The 24,994-nt window shown below is 37.8% G+C and carries 22 protein-coding genes; 8 read left to right on the plus strand and 14 right to left on the minus strand.

The annotated features are described in order from the left end of the window. Positions 1–142: 142 nt before the first annotated feature. From hisD to hisC, 7 genes are all read left to right on the plus strand, one after another. Positions 143–1,438 (plus strand): histidinol dehydrogenase, encoded by a 1,296-nt coding sequence (gene hisD, locus B2C77_RS17080; RefSeq protein ID WP_077706132.1) that lies wholly within the window; start codon positions 143–145, stop codon positions 1,436–1,438. Continuing rightward, positions 1,425–2,009, plus strand: a complete 585-nt coding sequence (hisB, locus tag B2C77_RS17085) for an imidazoleglycerol-phosphate dehydratase HisB (RefSeq protein ID WP_077706133.1) — start codon at positions 1,425–1,427, stop codon at positions 2,007–2,009. The genes hisD and hisB overlap by 14 nt, the downstream gene beginning before the upstream one ends. A 302-nt stretch (positions 2,010–2,311) precedes the next feature. Next, a complete protein-coding gene (gene hisH, locus B2C77_RS17090) occupies positions 2,312–2,917 on the plus strand; it encodes an imidazole glycerol phosphate synthase subunit HisH (RefSeq protein ID WP_077706134.1) in 606 nt (201 codons plus the stop codon). Then, complete coding sequence (hisA, locus tag B2C77_RS17095) at positions 2,914–3,636, plus strand: 1-(5-phosphoribosyl)-5-[(5-phosphoribosylamino)methylideneamino]imidazole-4-carboxamide isomerase (RefSeq protein ID WP_077706135.1); 723 nt, start codon at positions 2,914–2,916, stop codon at positions 3,634–3,636. The genes hisH and hisA overlap by 4 nt, the downstream gene beginning before the upstream one ends. Further along, a complete protein-coding gene (hisF, locus tag B2C77_RS17100; RefSeq protein WP_077706136.1) occupies positions 3,626–4,393 on the plus strand; it encodes an imidazole glycerol phosphate synthase subunit HisF in 768 nt (255 codons plus the stop codon). The genes hisA and hisF overlap by 11 nt, the downstream gene beginning before the upstream one ends. Before the next feature lie 195 nt (positions 4,394–4,588). Continuing rightward, on the plus strand, positions 4,589–5,221 hold the full coding sequence (gene hisIE / locus B2C77_RS17105; RefSeq protein WP_141130756.1) for a bifunctional phosphoribosyl-AMP cyclohydrolase/phosphoribosyl-ATP diphosphatase HisIE: 633 nt from the start codon (positions 4,589–4,591) through the stop codon (positions 5,219–5,221). Beyond that, complete coding sequence (gene hisC, locus B2C77_RS17110) at positions 5,218–6,279, plus strand: histidinol-phosphate transaminase (RefSeq protein WP_077706138.1); 1,062 nt, start codon at positions 5,218–5,220, stop codon at positions 6,277–6,279. Before hisIE ends, hisC begins: the two co-directional genes overlap by 4 nt. Before the next feature lie 306 nt (positions 6,280–6,585). Here the strand turns inward: hisC and B2C77_RS17115 are convergent, their stop codons facing one another. The 8 genes from B2C77_RS17115 to fni all read right to left on the minus strand — a co-directional run bounded on the left by B2C77_RS17115 (position 6,586) and on the right by fni (position 15,946). Further along, positions 6,586–7,311, minus strand: coding sequence for a SurA N-terminal domain-containing protein (locus tag B2C77_RS17115; RefSeq protein ID WP_077706139.1), 726 nt, complete (start codon positions 7,309–7,311; stop codon positions 6,586–6,588). A gap of 564 nt (positions 7,312–7,875) precedes the next feature. Further along, complete coding sequence (locus B2C77_RS17120; RefSeq protein WP_414930265.1) at positions 7,876–8,835, minus strand: siderophore ABC transporter substrate-binding protein; 960 nt, start codon at positions 8,833–8,835, stop codon at positions 7,876–7,878. A gap of 288 nt (positions 8,836–9,123) precedes the next feature. Then, entirely contained in the window at positions 9,124–9,879 is a 756-nt protein-coding gene (locus tag B2C77_RS17125) for an iron ABC transporter ATP-binding protein (RefSeq protein WP_077706141.1), read from the minus strand. Beyond that, on the minus strand, positions 9,873–10,823 hold the full coding sequence (locus B2C77_RS17130; RefSeq protein ID WP_077706142.1) for an iron chelate uptake ABC transporter family permease subunit: 951 nt from the start codon (positions 10,821–10,823) through the stop codon (positions 9,873–9,875). Before B2C77_RS17130 ends, B2C77_RS17125 begins: the two co-directional genes overlap by 7 nt. Then, positions 10,813–11,766 carry an ABC transporter permease gene (locus B2C77_RS17135; RefSeq protein WP_077706143.1) on the minus strand — a complete coding sequence of 318 codons (954 nt, stop codon included), beginning with the start codon at positions 11,764–11,766 and terminating at the stop codon, positions 10,813–10,815. Before B2C77_RS17135 ends, B2C77_RS17130 begins: the two co-directional genes overlap by 11 nt. Positions 11,767–12,115: 349 nt before the next feature. Then, positions 12,116–12,841 (minus strand): DsbA family oxidoreductase, encoded by a 726-nt coding sequence (locus B2C77_RS17140; RefSeq protein ID WP_077706144.1) that lies wholly within the window; start codon positions 12,839–12,841, stop codon positions 12,116–12,118. Between the two features lie 424 nt (positions 12,842–13,265). Next, positions 13,266–14,132, minus strand: a complete 867-nt coding sequence (locus B2C77_RS17145; protein ID WP_077706145.1) for an MBL fold metallo-hydrolase — start codon at positions 14,130–14,132, stop codon at positions 13,266–13,268. A 761-nt stretch (positions 14,133–14,893) separates the two neighbouring features. Further along, positions 14,894–15,946 (minus strand): type 2 isopentenyl-diphosphate Delta-isomerase, encoded by a 1,053-nt coding sequence (fni, locus tag B2C77_RS17150; protein WP_077706146.1) that lies wholly within the window; start codon positions 15,944–15,946, stop codon positions 14,894–14,896. A 383-nt stretch (positions 15,947–16,329) separates the two neighbouring features. Here fni and B2C77_RS17155 point away from each other — a divergent pair, with 383 nt between their 5' ends. Further along, entirely contained in the window at positions 16,330–16,869 is a 540-nt protein-coding gene (locus B2C77_RS17155; protein ID WP_367946648.1) for an HD domain-containing protein, read from the plus strand. Between the two features lie 249 nt (positions 16,870–17,118). Here the strand turns inward: B2C77_RS17155 and rsgA are convergent, their stop codons facing one another. The 6 genes from rsgA to B2C77_RS17180 form a co-directional block, all read right to left on the minus strand. Beyond that, positions 17,119–18,189, minus strand: coding sequence for a ribosome small subunit-dependent GTPase A (gene rsgA / locus B2C77_RS17160; protein WP_077706147.1), 1,071 nt, complete (start codon positions 18,187–18,189; stop codon positions 17,119–17,121). A 585-nt stretch (positions 18,190–18,774) separates the two neighbouring features. After that, positions 18,775–19,599 (minus strand): aldo/keto reductase, encoded by an 825-nt coding sequence (locus B2C77_RS17165; protein WP_077706148.1) that lies wholly within the window; start codon positions 19,597–19,599, stop codon positions 18,775–18,777. Positions 19,600–20,039: 440 nt separating this feature from the next. Then, positions 20,040–21,674, minus strand: a complete 1,635-nt coding sequence (gene abc-f, locus B2C77_RS17170; protein WP_077706149.1) for a ribosomal protection-like ABC-F family protein — start codon at positions 21,672–21,674, stop codon at positions 20,040–20,042. 660 nt (positions 21,675–22,334) lie between these two features. Continuing rightward, entirely contained in the window at positions 22,335–22,448 is a 114-nt protein-coding gene (locus B2C77_RS22670) for a hypothetical protein (protein ID WP_497012655.1), read from the minus strand. A 63-nt stretch (positions 22,449–22,511) separates the two neighbouring features. Continuing rightward, a complete protein-coding gene (locus B2C77_RS17175) occupies positions 22,512–23,924 on the minus strand; it encodes a LysM peptidoglycan-binding domain-containing protein (RefSeq protein ID WP_077706150.1) in 1,413 nt (470 codons plus the stop codon). A gap of 387 nt (positions 23,925–24,311) precedes the next feature. Continuing rightward, positions 24,312–24,824 carry a hypothetical protein gene (locus B2C77_RS17180; protein ID WP_077706151.1) on the minus strand — a complete coding sequence of 171 codons (513 nt, stop codon included), beginning with the start codon at positions 24,822–24,824 and terminating at the stop codon, positions 24,312–24,314. Positions 24,825–24,994: the final 170 nt, after the last annotated feature.

The raw sequence follows: 24,994 nt of genomic DNA on the forward strand, positions 1-24,994 counted from the left end.
AACAAAGATGACTAAGTGACCTTTTTGAAGAGGAGAGAACCTTAACATATATTTTTTCCCACAGTGAGAAAAGGGATATAGATGTTGTTATCCCTCATAGATTTACGCAGCATTTTTCAGTCCTAAAAATGGAGGAATTGATATGGAACGCTTAACGAAACAACAATATTGGGATTATAAAGAAAGAAGCGCACAACTTATGGAGGAAAAAGAGGCAGCACGTAACGAAACGGTGTTGGAAATTATTAAGCGCGTTCGAAACGAAGGAGATCAAGCAGTCCGCTCTTTCACAGAAAAATTTGACCGTGTCCAAATCCTTGATTTCACCGTTTCGGAGGAGGAGTTTGCCGAAGCTAGAAAATCCGTATCTCCTGCTTTTATGAAGGCAATTAAAGCAGCGACAGAAAATATTTCCCAATACCATAAAAAACAGTTGGAGCAATCCTGGTTAGATATGAGTGAGCCTGGAAAAGTGATCGGACAGAAGGTTACGCCTTTGGATCGTGTGGCAATTTACGTACCTGGCGGAAAAGCAGCGTATCCTTCCACCGTATTAATGAACGCTATACCAGCCAAAATTGCGGGTGTAAAGCATATTTATATTACGACGCCACCACAAGCAGACGCTAAAATTAATCCGTATGTATTAGTAGCGGCAAAGGAAGCCGGCGTTGAAAACATCTATAAGATTGGCGGAGCACAATCAATTGCAGCTTTTGCTTACGGTACAGAATCCGTACCCAAAGTACAAAAGATTACTGGACCTGGAAATGCTTATGTAGCAAGCGCAAAAAAATGGGTGTATGGTGATGTAGCCATTGATATGATTGCGGGGCCAAGTGAAATTTTAGTCGTCGCCGATGAAACAGCAAACGCAGACTTTGTCGCAGCCGATTTACTCTCACAAGCAGAACACGATGAAGAAGCACGTGCCGTTTGTATAACGACAAGCGATGCACAAGCAGATGCCATTGAACAAGCGGTACGTTCCCAAACAAAAAATTTGACAAGAAAAGAAATTATTAAAAAATCGCTTGCCCAGCACGGCAAAATCATTGTCGTTGATACAATAGATGATGCTTTTCCCATTGTAAATGACATCGCTCCAGAACATTTACAGCTCATGATTGCGAATCCAATGGAAAAGCTTGGCGCGGTAAAACATGCGGGTGCTATCTTTTTAGGAAATTATTCACCAGAAGCTTTAGGAGATTACGTTGCCGGACCGAACCATACGTTACCGACAAACGGCACGGCTACGTTTGCTTCCCCGCTCGGTGTGTATGATTTTATGAAAAAGTCAAGCGTTATTTATTATGATAAACCTTCACTACTTGCTAGTGCAGATACGATTATAGAGATTGCTAATACAGAGCAGTTAACCGCACATGCGCAATCCGTACAGATACGAAAGGAGGAGACAGATGCGAAACCATAATATAAGCCGGTCGACCACAGAAACATCTATTGATTTAAAACTTGCTATCGATGGTACGGGGAAAAGCTCGATTCAAACAGGGATTGGTTTCTTTGATCATATGTTAACTCTTGCAACGAAACATGGATTAATGGATGTAGAAGTTCATTGCCAAGGAGATTTAGAGGTGGATCAACACCATTCCGTAGAAGATGTTGGTATCGCATTTGGTGAAGCTTTCCGCAATGCACTAGGAGATAAAGCAGGCATTACTCGTTATGCAAGTATTACAACCCCAATGGACGAGGCGTTATCAACCGTATCATTAGATATAAGTGGTAGAGCCTACCTCGTTTATCAAGTTGAAGGTTTAAAAGATAAAGTTGGAAACTTTGATACAGAATTGGTGGAGGAATTTTTTCAAGCATTTACTAGCAATGCAAAGGTAACCTTACACATTCACCAAGTTTATGGAAAAAATACACACCATATTATTGAATCGATTTTCAAAGGCTTCGGTCGAGCACTTGACACAGCAACAGAAAGAAGTGGAAAAATTACAGGGATTCCTTCCACAAAAGGAACGTTATAAAGCGGATATTCCATTAGTGAGGGTTTTCACGGCTTGTTTAGACTAAGATGATGGTTTCTCCAACTTAGACTTGTCCAGCTCACATGGTGTGCGTGTTGCAGCATCTTATATCCCGATGAAATCCAATAATGCAAGGGAAAACTTATCCTATTGCTAAATATTTATAACGAAAGACCTTTGTTCCTATGTTGTTCTCTTCTGTAGTGCAATTAGGATTTAAAAGCCTCCTATGCTAGTTACCTCTTCGTTTCTTAAAATGGGGGACTCGCAACAGCTTATATTTTAAAGAAAGGAGCGAATCGATGATTTCTATTATTGATTACGGAGCTGGTAATACGAAAAGCTTGCAATTTGCGCTAAATAAAATTGGGGTAGATTCCCACATTACAACCGATAAAACGACTATAAAGAAAAGTGATGCGATCATTTTACCAGGTGTAGGCGCCTTTCAAGATGCCATGCATGCATTAGACACTCAAAATTTAACGAGCTTCATTAAACAAGAAGCAGCTACAGGCAAACCACTACTAGGTATTTGTCTTGGCATGCAATTATTCTATGAATCTAGTGATGAAGACGGAGAAACAAAAGGGTTCGGGTTTTTAACTGGAAAAGTGAAAAAAATTCCTAATGACGTTAAGGTTCCTCATATGGGCTGGAACAACCTCCATAAATACCGGAATAGTTCTTTATGTAAACAAATTACGGATGAAGCATTTGTTTACTTTGTCCATTCCTATGCTGCTACAGATGTAGATACGAATACGTTAGTAGCCAGCGCGGCTTATGGGATGCGCATTCCTGCAATCGTACAACAGAACAATATTATTGGTATGCAATTTCACCCAGAAAAAAGCGGGGCAACAGGGTTACAACTTTTAGCAAATTTTAAGGAGATGATAGCATGATTTTATTTCCAGCCATCGATATTAAAGACGGGAAATGCGTTCGTTTAACACAAGGAGATTACGATCAAGTAAATGTCTATAGTGATACACCAGTTACTGTGGCAAAAGATTGGGAAGCGCAAGGTGCAGCCTATCTTCACCTCGTCGATTTAGATGGAGCGAAATCAGGTGTTTCCACGAACGAACCTATCATTAGAGAGATCGCTCAAAATGTCTCCCTGCCAATCCAAGTAGGAGGCGGCATTCGTAGTTTACAAGTAGTGGAGAAGTACTTATCTGCGGGAATAGATCGCGTCATCCTCGGAACTGCCGCTATCAAAGACCAGTCTTTCTTGCAAACTGCTCTGTCTAAATTTCCTCATCAAGTTGCTGTATCGATCGATGCACGAAATGGTTATGTCGCAACAGATGGATGGACAAAGACAAGTGAAAGGAAGGCCATTGATCTTGTGCAAGAATTAGAAGATCTAGGATTGCAAACAATTGTTTACACCGATATTTTAAAAGACGGCATGCTAAAAGGGCCCAATTTTCATGAATTAGAAAACTTACAAGCAATTACTTCTATTAATATTATCGCTTCTGGTGGGGTTACAACAATTGCCGACATAAAACAATTAGCACAAATGAACTTATATGGAGCAATTATTGGTAAAGCGCTTTATGACAATTCCCTTCCTTTAGAAGCGAGCTTGGAGGCAGTAAAACATGCTCACTAAACGAATTATCCCATGTTTGGATGTCGATAAAGGACGTGTCGTCAAAGGAAAAAAGTTTACAAACATCCAAGACGTTGCCGATCCAGTAAAATTAGCGCAACGGTACAACAAGGCAGGTGCTGATGAGCTTGTCTTTTATGATATTACAGCTTCAAACGAAGATCGAGATATTTTCGTCGATGTAGTAGAGCAAGTCGCTACTGAAATTGCGATTCCCTTTACCGTAGGCGGTGGTATAAGAACCGTAGAAGATATTCATAGCGTATTACGTGCAGGCGCTGACAAAGTTTCGATAAATAGTGCTGCCGTACAGCAACCAGATTTGATTGAAGAAGCAGCTAAGAAATTTGGAAAGCAGTGCATTGTCCTATCCATTGACGCCAAACAAACAAATGACGGAAGATGGGCAGTCTATATCCATGGGGGCAGAAAACAAACTGCTTTAAATGCCGTGGATTGGGCTGAGCAAGGCGAAGCACTCGGTGCAGGAGAACTTGTGCTCAACGCAATTAATACAGATGGCGAAAAAAACGGCTACGACCTAGATTTAATGCATGCTGTTGCACAAGCAGTCAATATTCCCATCGTCGCCAGTGGAGGGGCTGGTAAAATGGAACATTTTTCGCAAGTTTTACAACCGACGTATGCAGATGCAGCTCTAGCAGCTTCCGTATTCCACTACGGCGAAATACCTATTCCCGCATTGAAAGCTTATTTAGCTACCCAAGGCATCACAGTAAGACCCATCCCCCATTAATAAGGGAGTGAGCGGATTCTGCGCGAGGGTGAGCGAGTTTCAGACGAACGTGAGCGAATCCACCGTGGGATGAGCGGAGTTTCAGACGAACATGAGCGAATTCTGCGCGAGAGCGGGCGGATTTACGACGATCATGAGCGAGTTTCATGAGAAGCACGCTTAAAAAGCAATACAGAAATCACTATATAAGGAGAGATGATGATGAAGCAAATAACGTTTGATGATAACGGACTCGTTCCTGCTATTGTACAAGATACAGATACAGGTCAGGTTTTAACGCTAGCGTATATGAATGAAGAAGCGCTTAAGAAAACAATAGCGACAAAAGAAGCATGGTTCTATAGCCGAAAGCGTCAGGAACTATGGCATAAAGGAGCGACATCTGGAAATAAACAGGTGGTACACTCCATGTCTATCGATTGTGATCAAGATGCTATTCTGCTGCAAGTGAAGCCGCAGGGGCCTGCTTGCCATACAGGAGAAGAAACCTGCTTTCATAAGGATGTTTTCCAAGACCAACCTGCCTCATTTATCATGACGAAACAATTAACAGAAAAAATTAAAACTCGTAAAGAAAATCCTTTACCAGGTGCATACACGACATACTTATTTGCAGAAGGCATGGATAAAATTTTAAAGAAAGTGGGCGAAGAAACAAGTGAGGTCATTATCGGCGCGAAAAATAACGATAAATCTGAAGTAACATGGGAGATTGCTGATTTAACCTATCATACGCTTGTGTTAATGGAACTACTGGATGTATCTGTTACAGATATTAAGCGTGAATTGTTAAAAAGGCATTTACAAAAAGGGGATGGAAAGAAATGAAATATTGGAGTGAAGTAGCTAAACGATCAACCCCATATGTTCCGGGTGAACAATTAAATGATCCAGCTATTATTAAACTAAATACAAATGAAAATCCCTATCCTCCGTCGCCAAATGTGCAGGAAGCAATCAAACAAGAGATGAACCAAGCATTACATCTTTACCCGTCACCGACTGTTGACAGTTTAAGAGAGAGCATTGCTAAACAGGAGGGGACGGAAAAGGAATCTGTTTTTGTTGGAAATGGCTCCGATGAAGTACTAGCGTTCGCATTTATGGGGCTATTTTCACCAACTCGAACGATACGATTTCCAGCAATTACATATAGCTTTTACCCTGTCTACGCCAATCTTTTTCAAATTCCGTATGAAGAAGTGCCATTAACGAATAATTTCACATTAGATGAGAAAGCTTTTTTTCATACAAAAGGCGGAGTTATTCTACCAAATCCAAATGCGCCGACAAGCATATTTACTAGCTTAGAAAAATTGGAAGAAATCATTCAACATAATCCAGATAATGTCGTTATTATTGATGAAGCTTACATTGATTTTGCACCAGAATCTGCCATAGCACTAACGCATAAGTATGAGCAGCTGTTAATTGTAAAAACTTTTTCAAAGTCACGTTCTTTAGCTGGATTACGTGTTGGCTACGCAATTGGACATCCAAATTTAATTGGAGCGTTAACCCGTATAAAAGACTCCTTTAATTCTTATACGATAGACAGGCTTGCTATAGTCGGTGCAAAAGCAGCTATGGAAGATGCTGCTTACTTGAAAGAAACGACTCGTAAGATTATTCAAACTCGGAAGTGGACGCAAGAACAGATGGAAAAGCGCGATTTCCATGTGCTCCCAAGCGCAACTAATTTTCTATTTGTTCAACATCCTGATTATAATGGAGAACAATTATATGAGCGTTTAAAGGCGAAAAAAATTCTCATACGCCATTTTCGTAAATCTGGCATAGAAAATTATATGCGAATTACCATTGGTACAGACGAGATGATGCAACAGTTTTTGTTGGTGTTGGATGAAATTATGCAGAATACGTAAATGCTTTTACTTCTGTTTCGAATTCGTTTTCGCACCTAAAAATGGGTAACCGCCAACAGACTGGTTACCCATACAACATATTCGATAAGTGTGGGGTTCTTTCCACCCACTGATTGTTAGGAGACAAAGGGGATGATCTAAAAATCTCAAACAAAACGGAAATTTAAGTGCTGCTATCCCCCGCTTAGACCTGTCCAGTTTGCATCTTCCAATGCTTGAAGGAGGATTTTGTAACACGGTATATCACAATGCGAAGATCATAACGCATCAATGGTTTGATATAATGTAAAGAAATGCTTATTAAAACTATATCATTGTCTCCACATCAGCATCTTCTTTTAATTTTTCCACTCGCTTTTGCAATTGTTCGTTCGTTTTTTCATCCTTCAAGGTTTGTTTAATTCGATCTTTTACATCTTCTAACTTACCTATTTCTTCATTTTGTTCTTTCATTTGTTTATAATAATCTTCCACTTCTTTATCTGTTACTTCGATGTCAAATTCAGCATTTAAATATTGAGAAGTAATTAGATTATCTCTTAGCATGTTTTTAAACTGTTCTTCATTAAGCTGGAACTGCTCTAGTGCAGTATTTAAACGATCTTTGCCTTCTTTTTTAATCGTATCAAACTCTTTCTGCACGTCATCTTTAGATACTTCGATGCCTTTATCAGCAGCATCTTGATTAATCAATTGCTGGTTTATAAGCATATCTAACGTTTGTTTTTTTAATTGATCCTCATTAACATCTTGATTGAATTGCGTATTCATTGTTTTTAACTGTAAGTAAGCTGGGTTATAACGATCACCTTTAATTTCTTCGCCATTTACAGAAACAACTGTTTCTCCATCATCAACTTTTTCCTCATCTGTTATTTCAACAGGCTCTGGCTTTTCTCCGCCATCTTCTGTATTGCCTTCTTCTTGTTGCTCATCTTGTTCTGCGGTTTTATCTTCTTCATTATCTCCTCCGCAGGCAGCTAGTACGAATGCTAGCGTTATCGTAAGTGCAAATATAATCCACTTTTTCATTCGATCCATCCCTCTTTCTCATTATGAATGTCCTTTCATTCAAACATATTTTGTCCAAACTTTGCAAGTAGCTCCTTTTGCATCATGACCTTGAAAAGCTACTATGTCTAGTTTTAACGCCTATCTTTACAGTTGAACAACAAATAAACGGTTTATCCCATTATTGTGCCACAACTTGGTATCTGTTACATGATTCATTCTACACTACATTCGATATACAGTTCAAATAGATAGGACAAATGAATAGAATATATGTAAACTATAAAACAGACATAAGACTTAGAGGTAGATGTTCGACTTTTAAGTGTTTCTTTTTCTCATTATAATTATATAAAGATATCGGTCTACAATGCGCTTTTGGCTGAATGTCGAGTTGCACTATAAATCAAATAAAAGATAAATAAGCAACGAAGGATGCTATTATAAATGGAATAGAAAATGCGGACGTTTTGAATGAAATAAATACAATTAACCCTGTACTCAATAGGTTCTAATAAAAAAATAGGCTTTCCTATATAGCAAACAAGCCGAACAATCACTGTTCAGCTTGTTTGTACAAATTCTTTATTCTAAGCTTGCTTCTACTTCTTTAATCATTTCTTGGACAGAGACGAGTCCACCACCGGACAGATACCAGAATTCTGGATCTAAGTACGCAATGTTGTCATTTTTATATGCTTTCGTTCCTTTTACTAATTCATTTTCGACCAAGTTTTTAGCAGCTGGTTCTTCGCCAATCGCTGCACTACGATCGATAACGTACAGTAAATCAGGGTTTTGCTCCATGACGTATTCAAAGGAAACATTCATACCATGTGAAGACGCTTCAATGTTTTCATCTACTGGAGGAACACCAAAAACATCATGGATTAATCCAAAACGAGAGCTAGGACCATATGCACTGATTTTATCATCATTAGCTAGTGTTATAAGCGCTTTTTGATCCATTTCTTCCGCTTTCGCTTTCACTTCTTCAATAGATGCATCAATAGCAGCAAGCTCTTCTTCTACTTCTGCTTGCTTATCAAAAATCTCACCTAGCGTGTTCATATTTGCTTTGAAAGACTCCATATAGTTAGCTGGATCTACACCTAAATAAACAGTCGGAGCAATTTCAGCTAATTGATCATAAACAGGGGACTGTCGACCCGATATGAAAATAACATCTGGATTAATCTCAGCAATTTTTTCAAAATCCGGCTCTTTCAAGCCGCCAATATTTTCATAGTCATCACTTTCAAATTTGTCTAAATAAGATGGGATTAAACCACCTTTAGCTACACCTGCAACATCAATCCCTAATGTATCCAATGAATCAAGCACACCATAGTCGAACACCACAACATTTTCGGGATTTTTTGGAACTTCTGTATCACCAAGCTCTTGTTTAATCTCCATTGTTTCCGACTCTTTCGCATCGGAACCTTCGCTATTACTACTATCTTTTTCTTCACTATTTGAACCACAAGCCGCTAAAGTTAACACGAGCAAACTTGCAAATATAAGCCATACGGTTTTTTTCAACATATATAATCTCCTCTTTCTTTGTTATTTTGCTTAAGTATTGTTCATAGAATATTTCTAATCATACTTATAAATGCTTCAGGAAAACTCGGATTTCACACAATGCGTTATATGTACGATCAACCCAACCGTTTCCTATTTTCCTACAGACAAGATAAGGCAAATTCATTTACCTTTCGACATCCATTCGTTAAAATAGATGTATACGCTATCCTTCATCATGACTTGGCTTGGTGGTCAGTCATGGTGTGGGATTTTTATTTTGTTTTTCAAACTAACATTCCCCCATTAAAAGTAAACACAAATTCGTTTATTATCTATATCCTTAATATCAATATCCATGTCATAAATATCTTTTAATACACATTTATCAATGACATCGCATGCTCTTCCTTGCTTAACGACTTTCCCATCCTTTAACGCGACAATATTATCCGAATAACAAGAAGCAAAATTAATATCATGAATAACAATCAAAACGGTTTTGCCAAGCTCATCCACTAAATTCCGCAACGTTTTCATAATTTGCACAGAATGGCGCATATCTAAATTATTTAACGGCTCATCTAGCAAAATATATTCTGTATCCTGCGCAATGACCATGGCGATGTGTGCTCGTTGTCTTTGCCCACCACTAAGTTGATCTAGAAACTTATCTTGCATATCACGCAGTTCCATATAATCAATCGCCTCGTCAACTTTTTCCCAATCGTAATCATTTAATTTACCTTGAGAATAGGGGAAGCGTCCAAAAGATACGAGCTCACGTACCGTTAATTTTAAATTAATGGAGTTGGATTGTTTTAAGATCGATATTTTTTTAGCGAGCTCATTACTCTTCGTTTTCATAATGTCTATTCCGTCAATCGAGATATCCCCATTATCTTTTGCAATAAGGCGACTAACCATAGAAACCAACGTACTCTTCCCTGCACCATTTGGGCCAATGAAGGAAGTAATTTTCCCTTTTTCAATCGTCAGAGATACATCTTCAATCACTTTCTTCTGGTTAAATGACTTAAATACATTTTTAATATCTACCATGATTTATTCTCCTTTAACAAAAGATAAATAAAGTAAATACCACCGATAAAGTTTATAATGACACTAATCGTCGTTTCAAAGGTAAATACTTCTTCTACAATAAACTGTCCGCCAATTAATGCAATAATACTTATGAGCATGGAGCCAATTAAAATATAAAAATGACGGAATGTCTTTAAAAATTCATAAGCTAAATTAACAACTAATAACCCCAAAAACGTCATTGGTCCTACTAAAGCTGTAGCCATCGAAATAAATACAGCAACAATAACGAGTAAATGCTTGACGACTTTTCCGTATGGAACCCCTAAGTTAACCGCATTATCTTTTCCTAGTCCCAATACATCTAAGTATTTGTAATAGCGCATCATGTAAACAAGAAGGAGTACAAATAAAACGACAGATATATAGACAAGGTCTGTGTTTACGTTGTTTATGCTGGCAAACATTCGATCTTGAGCTACCATGAACTCATTCGGATCAATTAACACTTGCATAAATGAAGTAATACTGCTGAAAAAAGTTCCTAATATCATTCCTACAAGCAATAGAAAATAAATATTGTTTTGCTCGCTTGTAAATAACAATCGATATAGGAGTAATGAAAATACGACCATTCCTCCAATGGAAACGAGGTAATTCACATGGCTATTCATCATAACTAACGAATTAGCCCCTACTACAAAGATAATAGCTGTTTGGATCAAGAGGTAAAGGGAATCCAGTCCTAATACACTTGGCGTTAAAATACGATTATTCGTTATTGTCATAAAAATCGTTGTCGCAAATCCGATTGCTGCACCTGTTAAAAGAATCGCCACAACTTTGATGATACGTCTCGGTAGAATGTATCCAATATTTCCAGTAAGGTCATAAAAAACATAAAGCAATGTTAATGATATAGCGATGAGAGTTAGAATAATTGTCTTCTGTTTATATCCCATATTTTTTTCTCCTAAAGAGCAGATAAATAAATAATCCGCTACCGATGACCCCTACCGTTAAACTAATCGGTATTTCATATGGATATATAATAATTCTGCCGATAATATCACAAATAAGAACGAAAATAGCACCTAACAATGCGGTATGTAGCAAACTTTTTTTCAAATGATCCCCTTGGTAGATAGTCACGATATTAGGAATAATTAATCCTAAAAATGGAATCATTCCTACTGCCAATACAACGGATGCGGTTACAAGTGCTACGATAATCAGTCCCAAATTAACGACTTGCCGATAGTTTAATCCAAGGTTTTTGGAAAAATCTTCACCCATACCAGCAATCGTGAATTTATTTGCATAAAAGAAAGCAATCATCAATATCGGAATGCTGACAAACATGAGCTCGTAATTCCCTGTCATGATCATGGAAAAATCTCCTTGCATCCATGACGAGATGTTTTGAATTAAATCATAACGATAAGCAATAAAGGTAGACATGGAACTAACAATATTTCCAAACATTAAACCAATTAATGGGATGAATATCGCATCTTTAAATTTTACTTTTTCCAGTATCTTCATAAATGCAAACGTACCTAACAGAGCAAAAGCAAAAGAAACAAGCATCTTTTCAAATGGATTCGCAGAGGTAAATAACACCATGGATACTAATATTCCAAGTCTGGCGGAATCCAATGTTCCTGCCGTTGTTGGCGATACAAATTTATTTCTGCTTAATTGTTGCATAATTAAGCCGCAAATACTCATGCTCATACCAGCAATTAAAATACTTAAAAGTCTCGGAACTCTTGAAACCATTAATACTTTTGCCTGCTCCTCCGTTAGCTGAAATATATCTAGCGGAGAAACGTTTGATACACCAACAAAGATAGATACAAAGGAAAGTATAATTAATATGATTGTTAGATGTCGTATTTTCATAGACTGCCCTTCACTTTCCACTTCCCCATTTTGTTTAGAATCATTATTATCTTTGATTCGTTCTAATCAATAATGATATTCATTATCAATTAGATTCAACTAATAGTATAACAGATTTCCTCATTACGTCAATGAAAAAATGCCAAAAATCGCTTGCTCATGGACTCACAGGATAAATGGAAGTAAAGATTGAAGAAAGGAAGAATATTTAGAAGAAGACTAAGCAGTTTGTTGATTATCGGAGAAGTATTTATAAAGAAGTTGCTTCGTAGTAAGTTAAGCGACTTCCTATAACTAAAAAAGCAGGTTCCTACATTTAATAGAATACCTGCTTCCAATACATGTTTATTTATTCTTCTTCTATTTCACAACAACCCTCATCTGTACAGTACATTGTTTTTGACCCTTTAGGGTTCAATGATTGAAGTCTGTTTTCCATTTTCGCTTCTTGCCAAACTTGTTCCAAAACCTGGTCAAAAACCTCTTTTGGTTGCGCGCCAGACAGCGCATATTTTTCATTAAAAACAAAAAACGGAACCCCTTTAACGCCCATTTCTCTCGCTTGATGTTGGTCGTCTTTTACATCTCTAGCATAGCTATTCGTACAAATAACCTCAGCGACGTTCTTTTTATTTAAACCGACTTTACTAGCAAGGGTCTGTAATGTTTCATGATCACTGATTAATTGAGAATCAGTGAAAAAAGCATGCATCAACGCTTCAGCCATGTTATTACCTTTGCCCAGACGTGCTGCATACTTTACTAAGCGGTGAGCCGTAAACGTGTTTGTATGCTGCATGGTATCAAAATGATATGTCAGCCCTACATCTGCTGCTTGCTTTTCTATCTGTTTACTCATTTGCTTTATTTGTTCTATGGGAATCCCTTTTGTATTTGAGAGATATTCATACATATTTTGATTTGGCTTTTCTTCTGCGTTAGGATCTAATTGATAACTTTTAAACTCAACAACAATATCATTACGATATGCAAATGTTTCTAAGGATTGCTCCAATTTTCTCTTTCCAATATAACAAAAAGGGCAAACGAAATCAGACCATATCTCAATCTTCATACATACACCTCACTTTCAATTCATTGTAGCATAGCTATTCCCATTGCATGAACAATCCTGCTTATCCAAGAGGCATAACGACATAAACCACAATATGTTTAGAGCATTTAATAAAAGCTACAACTAATTACCTCTCTATAAACTCGGCTTTTCGTTAAATTTATAGAAGCTGGTGTTTTAGAATCTCAATTTGTTGTTACATATCAATACGATATAAGACAATATAGGAATAGATTTTACATGTAGCAGGGAGCACTTAATAAGCTTATCCTTTCCTTCTTGATAAAATGGCTTTTCTAAGTTTCTGTAGGAAAACTATAGCTTGCATCCTTTTTTTACAATATTGTAAAAAAAGGGTGCTATTACTGCTATAATCGCATCTCTTCATTCTTCCTATAGTGAACAAAGGAATTTACTCGACACGTTATTGATATAAGTTATTTTCTTTATCTACATACTTTCCATAATCAGGAATAGCTAAATCTGTAAATTGTTCAACAAGCCTGTCCAATCCGTTTTTTAACTTTTTACCTTTCATACTCACACCATGGCCTGGTACCACTATTTTAGGATTTAGTTCTGCTAATTTTTGTACAGATTCAAATGCTGCTTTCCAGTCGGTTGTATAGTATCTAGGTGGACCATTCACTTCCGCTGTTTGCATCAGCACACGATAAAATGAATCCTGTCTTACAGTAATGAACGCATCCCCTGAAAACAATAGCCGATCATTCTCCCGATAAAAAGATACATGACCAGGTGTATGTCCTGGCGTATGTACCCATTTCCAATTTTCTAAATGAGGAACTTGATTGTCTTCAGGAAGGGCTTGCACAGCATTCCCTAGATCAATCGGCTCATTCGGATATAGGTTAGCCATTTTCGCTAGTAGACCACCTTCTACGCTAGTGTCCGGTTTTGGGTAGCTTTTTTCACCACGTAAGTAAGGGAGTTCTTTAGAATGTGCATAAATAGGGACATCCCACTCTTCCAATAACGCAGCTAATCCCCCTACATGATCAAAATGAGCATGCGTCAACAGAATTGCAGCTGGCTTACTACCTTTTCCAAATCGGTCTACAACAACCGATTTAATTTCTGAAGCTGCATGAGGTAATCCAGCATCGATAAGCACCCATTCCCCTTTTTCAGGATGACCTACAAAACTAATATTTACCATTTGGTCCGTATAATAGTATATATCGGCTTTCACCTGTACACCGCCTCCACTTGTAATGGAAGTCATCGGAATAAATTTATCATGTTCGCGTTGATGAAAATTCTGTTCCATGTGCTAACCTGCCTCCTCGCTTAGATGATTAGTCCTAGTATTTACAACACGAAAAAAAATAACCACATCATCTGATCTGGATTACAGGTCGCTATATATTTTGATAATCGAATCTTAAAGTTAAAGATGGCTTGCACTTTATAAGGTAGCTTCTTCCAATTAACAGCGAACGATCTTGAACAAAGGCGCAAGCGCCCGTTTAGCAACGTAGCGAGTGGAACGAATCAACGAAAGTTTTAGGAATCACGGTGAGGAACGAACCGATGATGACTTAGCTTAGGGCGATTTCGTGAAGTCGCCTAGTTGCTGGGCGCTGAAGCCGGACGGAGCCCGTTCGGTTGTTTGGTTACGTCATAGCATCAAATTTTATGCTTTCTTATCTTCTTAGAAAAATTTGGCTTGTCGCCAAGTCTTATAGCAAAAGCTTAAATGTACCAGCAAATCTCCATAAGAAAGCCTTCGTCTGGCTCATACGATCAACCTTAAAACTTTGTGCTTTCCTACAGTAAGGATATCGGCTACATTTTTGCTTAGCAGCATGAGATATGCGTTACAATTGTGAACTTCAGCGACTTTGTTGTGAACTTCGACCAACTTACTTGTGAACTTCAGCGACTTTCGTGTAAATTCAAGCGAAATTAATGTAAATTAAAGCGATTTTACATTTTCTTGTAGAATAATACGTTTTTTAGCAGTGAGATGCCTTCGTTTCGCTTATACTATAAATCAACTATAGACAAAAAAAGCTAGTTGCTGAGCAACTAGCTTTCATCTAGCAGAGAATTCCCCATAATCGATACGCGCCTTGTTTGTTGCAATGCTTCTAATGAAGTTACACCAATTCCAAACATAGCCATTTTTAATTCCAATTCTATTTGTTCCATCGTTGTTATGACTGCATCGGCTGATTCGGTTGCTGCCTGCAATAATTGACGTGCAAAACCGATCACATCTGCGCCAATAGTTATGGCTTTTGCAGCATCGACACCTGTTTTCATTCCTCCGCTTGCTACAAGAGGAGCTTTTGGAAGCTTATTTCTTACTGACACGATACAATCTTTTGTTGGCAGACCCCAGTTATTAAAAGCTTCAGCTGCCGCCTTGCGAAGTGGATCTTGCGAACGGAGCTTTTCAACTTGGCTCCATGATGTCCCACCAGCTCCTGCTACATCAATATACGCTATTCCAGCATTGTACAACTGTTCAGCCACGAAGCCATCAATGCCAAAGCCAACTTCCTTCGCACCAACTGGCACGGTTAATTTACTGCAAATTTCTTCTACTTTAGGCAATAAATCAGCAAAATTTAAGTCACCACCATCTTGTACAGCTTCTTGCAAACTATTAAAATGGAGAACAAGTGAATCAGCTTCCGTCATATCTACAATACGCTGGGCTTCTTCAGCGCCGTAACCATAATTCAATTGCACAGCACCTAAATTAGCAATTAAAGGTACTGTCGGAGCTTGCTGGCGTATTAAGAATGAAGCTTGGTGGGCATCACTTTCTAGTAAAGCTCGTGTTGAACCAAGGGCAACAGCCCATCCCTTTTCTTCAGCAGCTAACGCTAAGTTTTGATTGATCTTAGTAGCAAGCTCCGAACCACCAGTCATCGAACTTACCAAAAATGGCGCTTGTAACGATTTATTTAAAAAGGTTGTGTTGATTTGTATATCATCAAAATGAATCTCAGGAAGCGCATTATGTATAAATGAAATACCTTCTAACCCCGTCGATTTATTCACACCTTCTACATGCTCTGTTAAGCATAGCTGAATATGTTCGGTTTTTCTACGATTTATTCCCTCTTCCATGTTAAAAAACCTCCAATTTTACGACCCTGCATTCTATGATAACATAACTTAGATTCAAATCTTACTGTGACGATTTTTTAAAACTTATGCATGGTATAAAGCCATAAGGTTGAATTCCTTGTATAATATATAAGATGTTAAAAGACGAGATGAATTTGCTAAACTGTGAAATAGTCGAACTGAATTCATTTTCTGTTCCAAAAGGCAGTAATATGGATTAAAATTTTCTAGGTAGCAACCTCTCAGAAATGCAATTCGTCATTTTTTGCACCGTTTTTGAAGATTAGACATGTTTTAAACGGTAGCATTTTTAATTTATCGTTTCATAAAACAAGCACAAGTACATTTCATAACAAGCGTAAAAGCGAAAGGAATTCGTTAAAATGATGAAAGATAAAGCAAAAGAATTTGCTACTAAAGCACATGAAGGACAATGGAGAAAAGGTTCCAAGGCACCTTACATCACGCATCCTATTCGTGTTGCGAATATACTTGAAGAAGCTGGTTGCAGTGAGGAAGTTATCTGTGCAGGTTATTTACATGATGTTGTAGAAGACACAGCTACAACCATACAAGAAATCGCCATCCAATTTGGTAAACACATTACTTCTCTTGTCTGTGCAAATACCGAAAATAAAACCCTGCCTTGGGAAAAGCGAAAACAGCAAACGATTTACACATTAAAAACATTAAATATGGAAGTAAAGCAGTTAATTATAGCGGATAAATTAGACAATTTATTAAGTATCGAGGCAGATTTGCAATCCTTTGGAGAGGTTGTATGGGATCACTTCCATGCGCCTTTTGATAAGCAGAAATGGTATTATCAGTCGATAAAAGAAGTTATGTATCATGGCATTTCAACGAAAGAAGCACCTGCTTTTTTTAACTGTTATGAAAAGACCGTGTCACGTGTTTTTTAACGATCTTGGGACTTCAATCAATAGGGGTTTTCTCTCATCCCCCACTGATTGTTTACCTCAAGGGTATGACCTAGAGGCCTCTGTACGAATTGGGGGATTTAGATGCTGTTATCCCCCACTAAGACTTGATCAACTCGCATCTCCAATTCTTGAGAAGAGAATCTTACAGCACCTTATATTCGAGATAAAATCGAACGATGCCAAAAGCTTAAAACAGCTTTTGGCATACTCCTTAGCATAAATCTCTGTCTAATTGTATCCACGTTGTTTGTACGTGGCTTTCATATTTTTTGCTCGCTGTTTCCATTTGTTTTTCTCTTCCAACTGTGCCTTTTGATCCTGCTTTCTTTTTTCAAATGCTAATTCTCGCAACAATTTTTGATAACTATCAAAACGATCCTGTGAGAGCTCGCCTGAAGCAAGTGCTTCTTGAACACGACATCCCGGCTCTGTATCATGCTGACAATCACTAAAAAAACAGGCACTAGCAAAATCTTCTACATCTTCAAAGGCAGTATCTACTGCTGCTTCTCCGTCCCAAAGCTGTAATTCTCGCATTCCTGGAGTATCAATTAACAAAGCGCCGCTTTCTAACACGAACAATTCTCGATGAGTTGTGGTGTGTCGCCCTTTGCTATCATCCAAACGAACATCTTTCGTTTTCTGTACATTTCGCTCGGATAAAACATTGACTAAAGTCGATTTCCCTACACCAGAGGACCCTACTAAAGCGACAGTTTCGGCAGGTTTCAAGTAGGTATTTAAATCCTGAATCCCTTCTCCAGTAATATTGCTCACAACGATAATCGGTACGCCAATTGCTACTGTCTCTACCTGAGCAATTAACGCTGGTAACTGTTCTTCTTCGTACGCATCCTTTTTCGTTAACACGATGACTGGAGAAGCGCCACTTTCGTAAACAGCTACAATATATCGTTCTATGCGGCGTATATTGAGATCATCATTGAGTGAACTTACGATAAATATCGTATCTAAATTTGCTGCAACTAGCTGCGCCTCTGTTTTATCCCCAGCCGCTTGTCGAACAAGCTGGCTTTTTCTTGGCAAAACATGTTGAATAACGGCCTTTTTCTCTAGCTTCAGCTTTTCTACTGCTACCCAATCACCAACAGTAGGAAAATCAATTGCTCCATTTGCCGCATTCAAAAATTTACCACTAACGTGAGCCAAATACTCCATCTCTCCATCAGAAATGCGGTAACTATTTCTCTGCACCGTTATTACCCGGGCAATAATTGCTGGGTCAGTTTTTGTAAACAAAGTCTCATTCCAACCAAGTTTGGTTAAATTAATATTCAATTATTTTCCTCCTTCAAAAATGGAAGTTCCATCGTGTAAGAAAACAGCTTTTACGTAAAATACAATTTTCTCCCACTGAACATCTGTTGTTAAGGAGGAAAGCCAAAGTGTATATCTATCTATTCCGACCGTTCCTCCATTTTGTTTATGTTTGTTTTCTTATTGAATACATACATCAACATCAACTCCTTTCAAAATGGAACAACGCGTGTTGAACCTTAAGTATGTTATAACTGATTTTAACTTCATTTGTAAAGTGTTTTTAACCGTTTGTTTCACATTCAAATAGTAACTATCTCATGTAAAGTGAAACTCTTATCAGTATGGATTTCTTTTATCCCTCACAAATTGCTTCCTAGCCCAAGGGTAAACCTAAAGCTTGCGAATCGGAGGTTAAGGTCACTTAGACTTGTTCAGCTGGCATCTGCCAAATCTTACAGCACTTTTTATCGGAATTACAAGCGATTTTTATACAAAACGTACAGCGTGGCGGGCTTCCTTATCACCAAACCTTTCTAGCTGAAACTGTAACGATGCACACAAAAAGCTGCCTTTTACTTTTAAGCGTAACAGGCAGCTTTTGTTTTAGCGACTATTCATTTCGCTCGGCTTTGGTCCTTTTCGTTCGCCTCGGTCCAATTTAGAAATGGCATCCATTTCCTCTGATCCCAGTTCAAAATCAAAAACAGCGAAGTTTTCCTTTATTCGTGAAGGTGTTACCGATTTCGGTATAACAATATGGTTCGCTTGCAAGTGCCAACGCAACACGATTTGAGCAGGTGTTTTTTGATGCGCTTGGGCAATCCTTGTAATTTCTGCATTCTGCAGCACTGCGCCACCTTGCATAAGGGGACTCCAAGCTTCGACATAAATATGATGTTGATCACAAAAATGCTGTAACTCTTGTTGCTGCAAGTATGGATGACATTCAACTTGATTAACCGTTGGAACAACCTCACACTCATCCAACAACCGTTGTAAATGTTCCTTGTTAAAATTGCAAACACCGATCGCTTTCACACGACCATCTTGATACAATTTTTCCAATGCTTTATAAGTTTCAACATATTGATCAAATGCAGGTGTTGGCCAGTGGATTAAGTATAAATCTACGTAATCTAATCCAAGCTTATCAAGACTTTCCTCAAAAGCACGAAGCGTGTTTTCATAACCTTGATCACTATTCCAAACCTTTGTTGTAATAAACAATTCTTCTCTAGGCACAGAGGTATTAGCTAGTGCTCTTCCAACTCCACGCTCATTGTCATAAATTTTAGCTGTGTCGATGGACCGATATCCCACTTCGATTGCTTTTTCAACTGCTTTTGTTGCTTCTTCATCAGACACTTGCCATACACCAAAGCCAAGTTGTGGCATACGTAAACCATTGTTTAAGGTAATGTAATGCATTGATTAGCCCCTCTCTATTCCGATACTTTTATAGTATCACAATTAACAATTGCAACCAAAAAATTCCTAACTAATAGGCGACTTTAAATTGAAAGGGGCAATAGAAGCTAGCATGACACAAACTTTTTCACACGAAATTCAGGGACAGTACTTAGTGAATTACTTCGACCACTAAGATGCTTAAAGAAATCGAGGGAGCATTGTTTCTTAGGGGAATTTCGCTTTCGTTCCCCTAAATAAAAGAATGGTGGCTCCTCTTTATCTTGATTATTTTACGAACGAAGGGATATTTGACTTCATTATCGCATTATGCCTTCTTTATCCACTCAACTTTATATCACTTAGAAGTATATATTTTCTCAGGTAAATGTTTCGTTTAACGCCTCACCGAAACTATCCCCTCCAGTTGGTTGGAGAGGAATGTTTCTTTCGCAAGTACGTTAAATTCCGTTATGGAGCCAACGTTTTCGAGCATAGCTGTAATTTCCTTCAATTCTTTCCAGTTGCTTATTTTCTAATACATATGTGATTGGAAAAAGTCGATCCAAAAAGTAACGGTCATGGGATACAGCAATAATCGTACCATCGAACTGTTCTAATGCTTCTTCTAACATTTCTTTCGACTCTATATCCAAATGATTTGTCGGTTCATCTAAAATTAGGATATTATGATTTTGATACATTAATTGGGCAAGACGCAAACGTGTCTTTTCTCCTCCGCTTAAGTTTTCCGTCGTTTGAAATACCTTTGCGCCATAAAAAAGAAATTGAGCCAATATATTTCTCGCCTCTCCCTCCTCCATTGGAACATGGTCGCGGAATTCATCAATTACCGTGCGTTTCCCTTCCATCTCTAGCATATGCTGCGACAAATAGCCAATAGACAAACGACTACCTAATTGCCGTTCTCCTGCATCTGCTGCTATCTTCCCTAATATTATTTGCAATAGCATTGATTTACCCGTACCATTTTCACCAATAATTGCCACTCGCTCTTGAAAGCGTACATGCATATTCACGTGCTGAAAAAGCATTTTATCTTGCACACTTTTTGAAACACCTTCCAGCCGAATAACATCTTTTCCGCTGCGATCTTGCATTTTAAAATCGATTTGCATACGTTTATGCTCCAATATGGGGCGTTTTAACCGCGTCATTTTATCCAAGGCTTTTTGCATACTCTTTGCCCTGCGATGTAATCCATCATTTGGTGGATTCGCTTGATTTGCCCATTCTTTCAATCGTTTTATGGTTTCTTTCATTTTCTTTATTTTCTTTTGCTGATCTTGATATTGCTGAAATTCCTGTAACAGCCTTTCCTCTCGTTCTTTTACATAATTCGTATAATTCGTGGCAAAGGTAATTAATTCTCCTTGATCTAATTCCCAAACCTTTGTGACAGTGTCATCTAAAAAATAGCGATCATGGGAAACAATCATTACCGTTCCTGTGTAATTGCGAATAAAATCCGTTAACCATTCGATTGCTTGAATATCCAAATGATTGGTAGGCTCATCTAACAACAGTAAGTCTGGTGCTTGCAACAGTAATTGAGCTAAACCAACTTTTGTCCGTTCCCCACCACTCAAATGTTTCCAACACTTTGTTGCCAATTCTTCTATCTGCAAGCCGCTCATGACCCTCCGAATACGAGCGTCGATTTCATAACCACCACGTTCTTGAAAGCTTTCTTGCATATCTCCATACTTTTCAATCAGCTTCGTTAATTTTTCTACGTTTGCTTCTTTTGCCATCAAGCTTTCCAAACGTTCCATTTCAACTTTTAGCAAGTTTAAATCTGTAAACACTTCCGTTAGTAGCATTTCAACCATTGATTCCTGTTCCTTGATAGGATTTTGCAACAGCAAACCAACGGAACTATTTTTCTTCCAAGTTATTCTTCCTTTAGCAGGTTCGGTTTTTTTCGCAAGTAACTGCAATAAAGTCGATTTCCCTGTTCCATTTCTTCCAATTAAACCAATTCTGTCTCCTTCTTTCACTTCTGCAGTAATCTGTTCAAAAATTTGATTGGCCCCTATTATTTGGGTCACTTGTTGGATACTTACCGTTATCATTTTTTCTCTTCCTCCGCTCTAGAAGAGACAACTCTACCTATACGTTAGGAACAAGATTTCATTTTATTAGTAAGTGATTTTTTTAAGCGTATTCCCCTTGCATGAGAAGCCAGTAAGGTGGTGCATATGCAAATCACCATCCACTGATGTTTTCGTGTTCATTTAGGCAACGATAAATGAACTGCTCATGAATACCGTTTAGAAACAGGTTTTCTGACGTTTTTCTTATACGATACACCTTAAAACGCAATCCTTTCTTCTAGTTGAAGTATATACATGATAAACCTGTGATGAAAAAAATATAAGTCTCTCCCACTTAGATTAATTTCATTTTTTACAGTGGGGTATTACAACTTGATGTAGTTGATTAAAAACGTAGCTTATCACCAATTCTTCATAGAGAACGAATGCTTTAGAAAAACTTGGCTTGTCGCCAAGTCTTTTGGCGAAAACCTTGTTTTTCTTATACTATAAACCAAGAAAATCTTATACTTTCCTATAGTGTAAAAAATTCATAGCAAAAAGACGTAAGTAGAGTTTTCTCCTTACGCCGTTTCATAAATCCACAAATAAGCATCGCACTTTAGTAAGTACGATTGTGCACACTCGTCACACTTATTTCCGTCCGGTTAGGTAGATGTCTCTCACTGATTTTTTCCATTATTTTGAATTCGCAATGGACACACGTATCCCGTTGCTTAGATTATTGGAAAAAATTGCATAACGAATAGCAAGATATGCTTTCATTTTCGTTATACCACCAGTTTGATTCATCTACCTCACCTCCCTGTTATAATTGTTTTAAGTTTATCCGACCGTACTTTCTTTGTCAATCCCCTATATTTTCATTACTTGGAATTGGTTCTGTAAGACTGGCCAATTTTGGGCAAACGGGATCCCTAACACCCAAAACATAGCGCCTCTTAAATCGTAATTAGCTATTCGTTCGTATTTCGCCTTTATGCTGCGAGCATCTTCAAACCAAACCTCATGCCTCTGCCCATTGTCATCTGTATAAAGAAAATTTGGCGCTTGATAAATTTCATCATATTGAATAGCTTCTTTATAAGTGAAAGCTAAATCGACAGCTTCCTGTGTGTTAATTGTTCTAGCACGGGTTCCTTCTTGCCAAGGTATCTTCCAATCTCTTCCGTATAAAGGGATTCCCATCATTATTTTTTCTTTTGGTATGACAGTAACTGCATAATCCAATACTTTTTCGACTTCATTAATAGGCGCAATGGCCAGTGGCCTGCCTCCCGCCCATCCCCATTCATACGTCATCAAATTAATAAAATCGACTACTTTTCCTTGTGCTTCATAATCATGTGCTTCATATAGTAATCCCTGTTGGTCACTACTCGTTTTTGGTGCCACTGCTGTTGTTACCAGATATCCTTGAGGATGCAAACGACGAACCATTCGTTTTAAAAATTCCGTATACCGATCTCGGTCTTCCGGATATACATATTCAAAATTAATATTTATGCCTCTATATCCCTTATCATTCATAATAGTTAACGCGTTTGTAATTACTTTATCCTGTAACTGGACATCTCGTAAAATAGCTGCTGCTGTATCTGAATCAAATTCCCCTGCTTTAATATTACTTAATACAAGTAATGGTGCTACATTCATTTCCTTTGCCGCTTCTAAAATGCGTTCATCAGGTAAAGAAGTTAAACTTCCATCTGGATTTACTTGATATGAAAATGGGTTTACATATGTCAGCAATCGACCATTCATTAACATATCTTGCTTTCCTTGCTGGTCTAATTGGATAGTATAGGCACATACTTGTTTTTTAGGCTTTGCTGGAAAAGGAATTCGTATAATAGTACCTGGATAGATGATAGATGGTTGAACAAGGAAATTCACCTGCAAAATTTCTGCTGTTGTTACACCAAATCTGTGTGCAAGCTGCCAAATAGAGTCGCCAGGCTCAACAAGGTAGAGAAAATAAGGCAAGGATAACAATTGCCCCTCATATATAATAGAAGTTTCTGTAAGGTTGTTAACAGCTGCCAGATCAGCTAATGCAACATGGTAATTCTTTGCAATCTGAGCTAATGTATCCCCTGTTTGTACAACGTATTCTTTTGTTGGATTTGGTATGACCAAGCTTTGTCCAACGACGAGCTTATCTGCATCTGGTAATTGATTAAGTGTACGTATTTGTTGTACATTTAATCCATAGCGTTGCGCTATTTTCCAAAGTGTATCTCCTTGATTTACCACATATACTCCCATACATCATCTCTCCATTTATTTGCTCTTCCTATAGCCTATTCCATCCATGTTTGTCCTGTTCGTAAACTCTGACCAATTACAGCCCTTGCGAATTACTGCTGCTATAAGAATTAAGTTAAAGCGCATTCATGACGGCTTCTTTTAGGCAGTTTATCGGAGTTAATAATTTTATATATTTTGTAAACGAACCGTATAGCATCCTTCATCTTAGTCATATTGTTAAGCTGTCCCATTTTGATAAGCATTCAACGTCAGTTCTAACGCTTTTCCGTAAGGTGTTCTCGGCAATGCGCCTACTCTTTCTTCATACTTTTCTCCATTTAATATTACAGGGTGTTGATTTTAAAAACATTCGTATTGAACATATTCGACGCAAAAAAGCCTGATCTAACAAGGAGACCAAACAATTTTTCCATTTTCTTCTTTATGATTAATACTTACGTCAAAATAGTGCTTGGCGTAAAAATGTTTCAACCGCTCCACATGATCAAAGTCGCGTTTAACGATATCACCAGTAATATAATGTTTATTTTCATCATAAGCAAGCTCTTTTAAATGGTTCATTAATACAGAACCGTAGCCTTTATTTTCTTCCCCTTTAATATCAGTAATGTGAAGGGTATTTTCTAGTTTATATTCAGCTTCAATAGCTGAATCCCATTTCCCGAGAAATGGCTTTGTGCATTCATGAAGCATCATTTGAATCGAATTTGCTTTTCGAATTGCATAGATGATGACCCAGTTAGCCTCTTTTGTTTGATCAATACTAACAATATATGCTTGTTTGGCAATTTCTTTTACATTTTGTTGCATACGAAAGACTTGTACTTCCAATGTATTTAGTTCTTCCTCTAATTCTTGCTTACTTTTTTCGCTTGCTATAAAAGCAGAAACTTGCATTCTATCACCTACATTCTTTTAATTACGCACACAATTTGACATTTTACATGAGAATGGCTTTTTAACGCAAATGGTAGCATTGTTTGTTAGTTATTTAAGTAGCGAGAAGTTCTCCACTAACTTTGTTTCAATAATTTATAAGGGCCATTTTAATGCAAATCGCACAGCTT

The organism is Virgibacillus dokdonensis, from assembly GCF_900166595.1.
In the GTDB taxonomy this organism is placed as follows: Bacteria; Bacillota; Bacilli; order Bacillales; family Amphibacillaceae; genus Virgibacillus; species Virgibacillus dokdonensis.

Bases quoted from the DNA above. Each gene is read 5' to 3' on its own strand.
- hisD (WP_077706132.1), top strand. From the start codon at position 143: ATGGAACGCTTAACGAAACAACAATATTGGGATTATAAAGAAAGAAGC.
- hisB (WP_077706133.1), top strand. From the start codon at position 1,425: ATGCGAAACCATAATATAAGCCGGTCGACCACAGAAACATCTATTGAT.
- hisH (WP_077706134.1), top strand. From the start codon at position 2,312: ATGATTTCTATTATTGATTACGGAGCTGGTAATACGAAAAGCTTGCAA.
- hisA (WP_077706135.1), top strand. From the start codon at position 2,914: ATGATTTTATTTCCAGCCATCGATATTAAAGACGGGAAATGCGTTCGT.
- hisF (WP_077706136.1), top strand. From the start codon at position 3,626: ATGCTCACTAAACGAATTATCCCATGTTTGGATGTCGATAAAGGACGT.
- hisIE (WP_141130756.1), top strand. From the start codon at position 4,589: ATGATGATGAAGCAAATAACGTTTGATGATAACGGACTCGTTCCTGCT.
- hisC (WP_077706138.1), top strand. From the start codon at position 5,218: ATGAAATATTGGAGTGAAGTAGCTAAACGATCAACCCCATATGTTCCG.
- B2C77_RS17115 (WP_077706139.1), bottom strand. From the start codon at position 7,311: ATGAAAAAGTGGATTATATTTGCACTTACGATAACGCTAGCATTCGTA.
- B2C77_RS17125 (WP_077706141.1), bottom strand. From the start codon at position 9,879: ATGGTAGATATTAAAAATGTATTTAAGTCATTTAACCAGAAGAAAGTG.
- B2C77_RS17130 (WP_077706142.1), bottom strand. From the start codon at position 10,823: ATGGGATATAAACAGAAGACAATTATTCTAACTCTCATCGCTATATCA.
- B2C77_RS17135 (WP_077706143.1), bottom strand. From the start codon at position 11,766: ATGAAAATACGACATCTAACAATCATATTAATTATACTTTCCTTTGTA.
- B2C77_RS17140 (WP_077706144.1), bottom strand. From the start codon at position 12,841: ATGAAGATTGAGATATGGTCTGATTTCGTTTGCCCTTTTTGTTATATT.
- B2C77_RS17145 (WP_077706145.1), bottom strand. From the start codon at position 14,132: ATGGAACAGAATTTTCATCAACGCGAACATGATAAATTTATTCCGATG.
- fni (WP_077706146.1), bottom strand. From the start codon at position 15,946: ATGGAAGAGGGAATAAATCGTAGAAAAACCGAACATATTCAGCTATGC.
- B2C77_RS17155 (WP_367946648.1), top strand. From the start codon at position 16,330: ATGATGAAAGATAAAGCAAAAGAATTTGCTACTAAAGCACATGAAGGA.
- B2C77_RS17165 (WP_077706148.1), bottom strand. From the start codon at position 19,599: ATGCATTACATTACCTTAAACAATGGTTTACGTATGCCACAACTTGGC.
- abc-f (WP_077706149.1), bottom strand. From the start codon at position 21,674: ATGATAACGGTAAGTATCCAACAAGTGACCCAAATAATAGGGGCCAAT.
- B2C77_RS22670 (WP_497012655.1), bottom strand. From the start codon at position 22,448: ATGAATCAAACTGGTGGTATAACGAAAATGAAAGCATATCTTGCTATT.
- B2C77_RS17175 (WP_077706150.1), bottom strand. From the start codon at position 23,924: ATGGGAGTATATGTGGTAAATCAAGGAGATACACTTTGGAAAATAGCG.
- B2C77_RS17180 (WP_077706151.1), bottom strand. From the start codon at position 24,824: ATGCAAGTTTCTGCTTTTATAGCAAGCGAAAAAAGTAAGCAAGAATTA.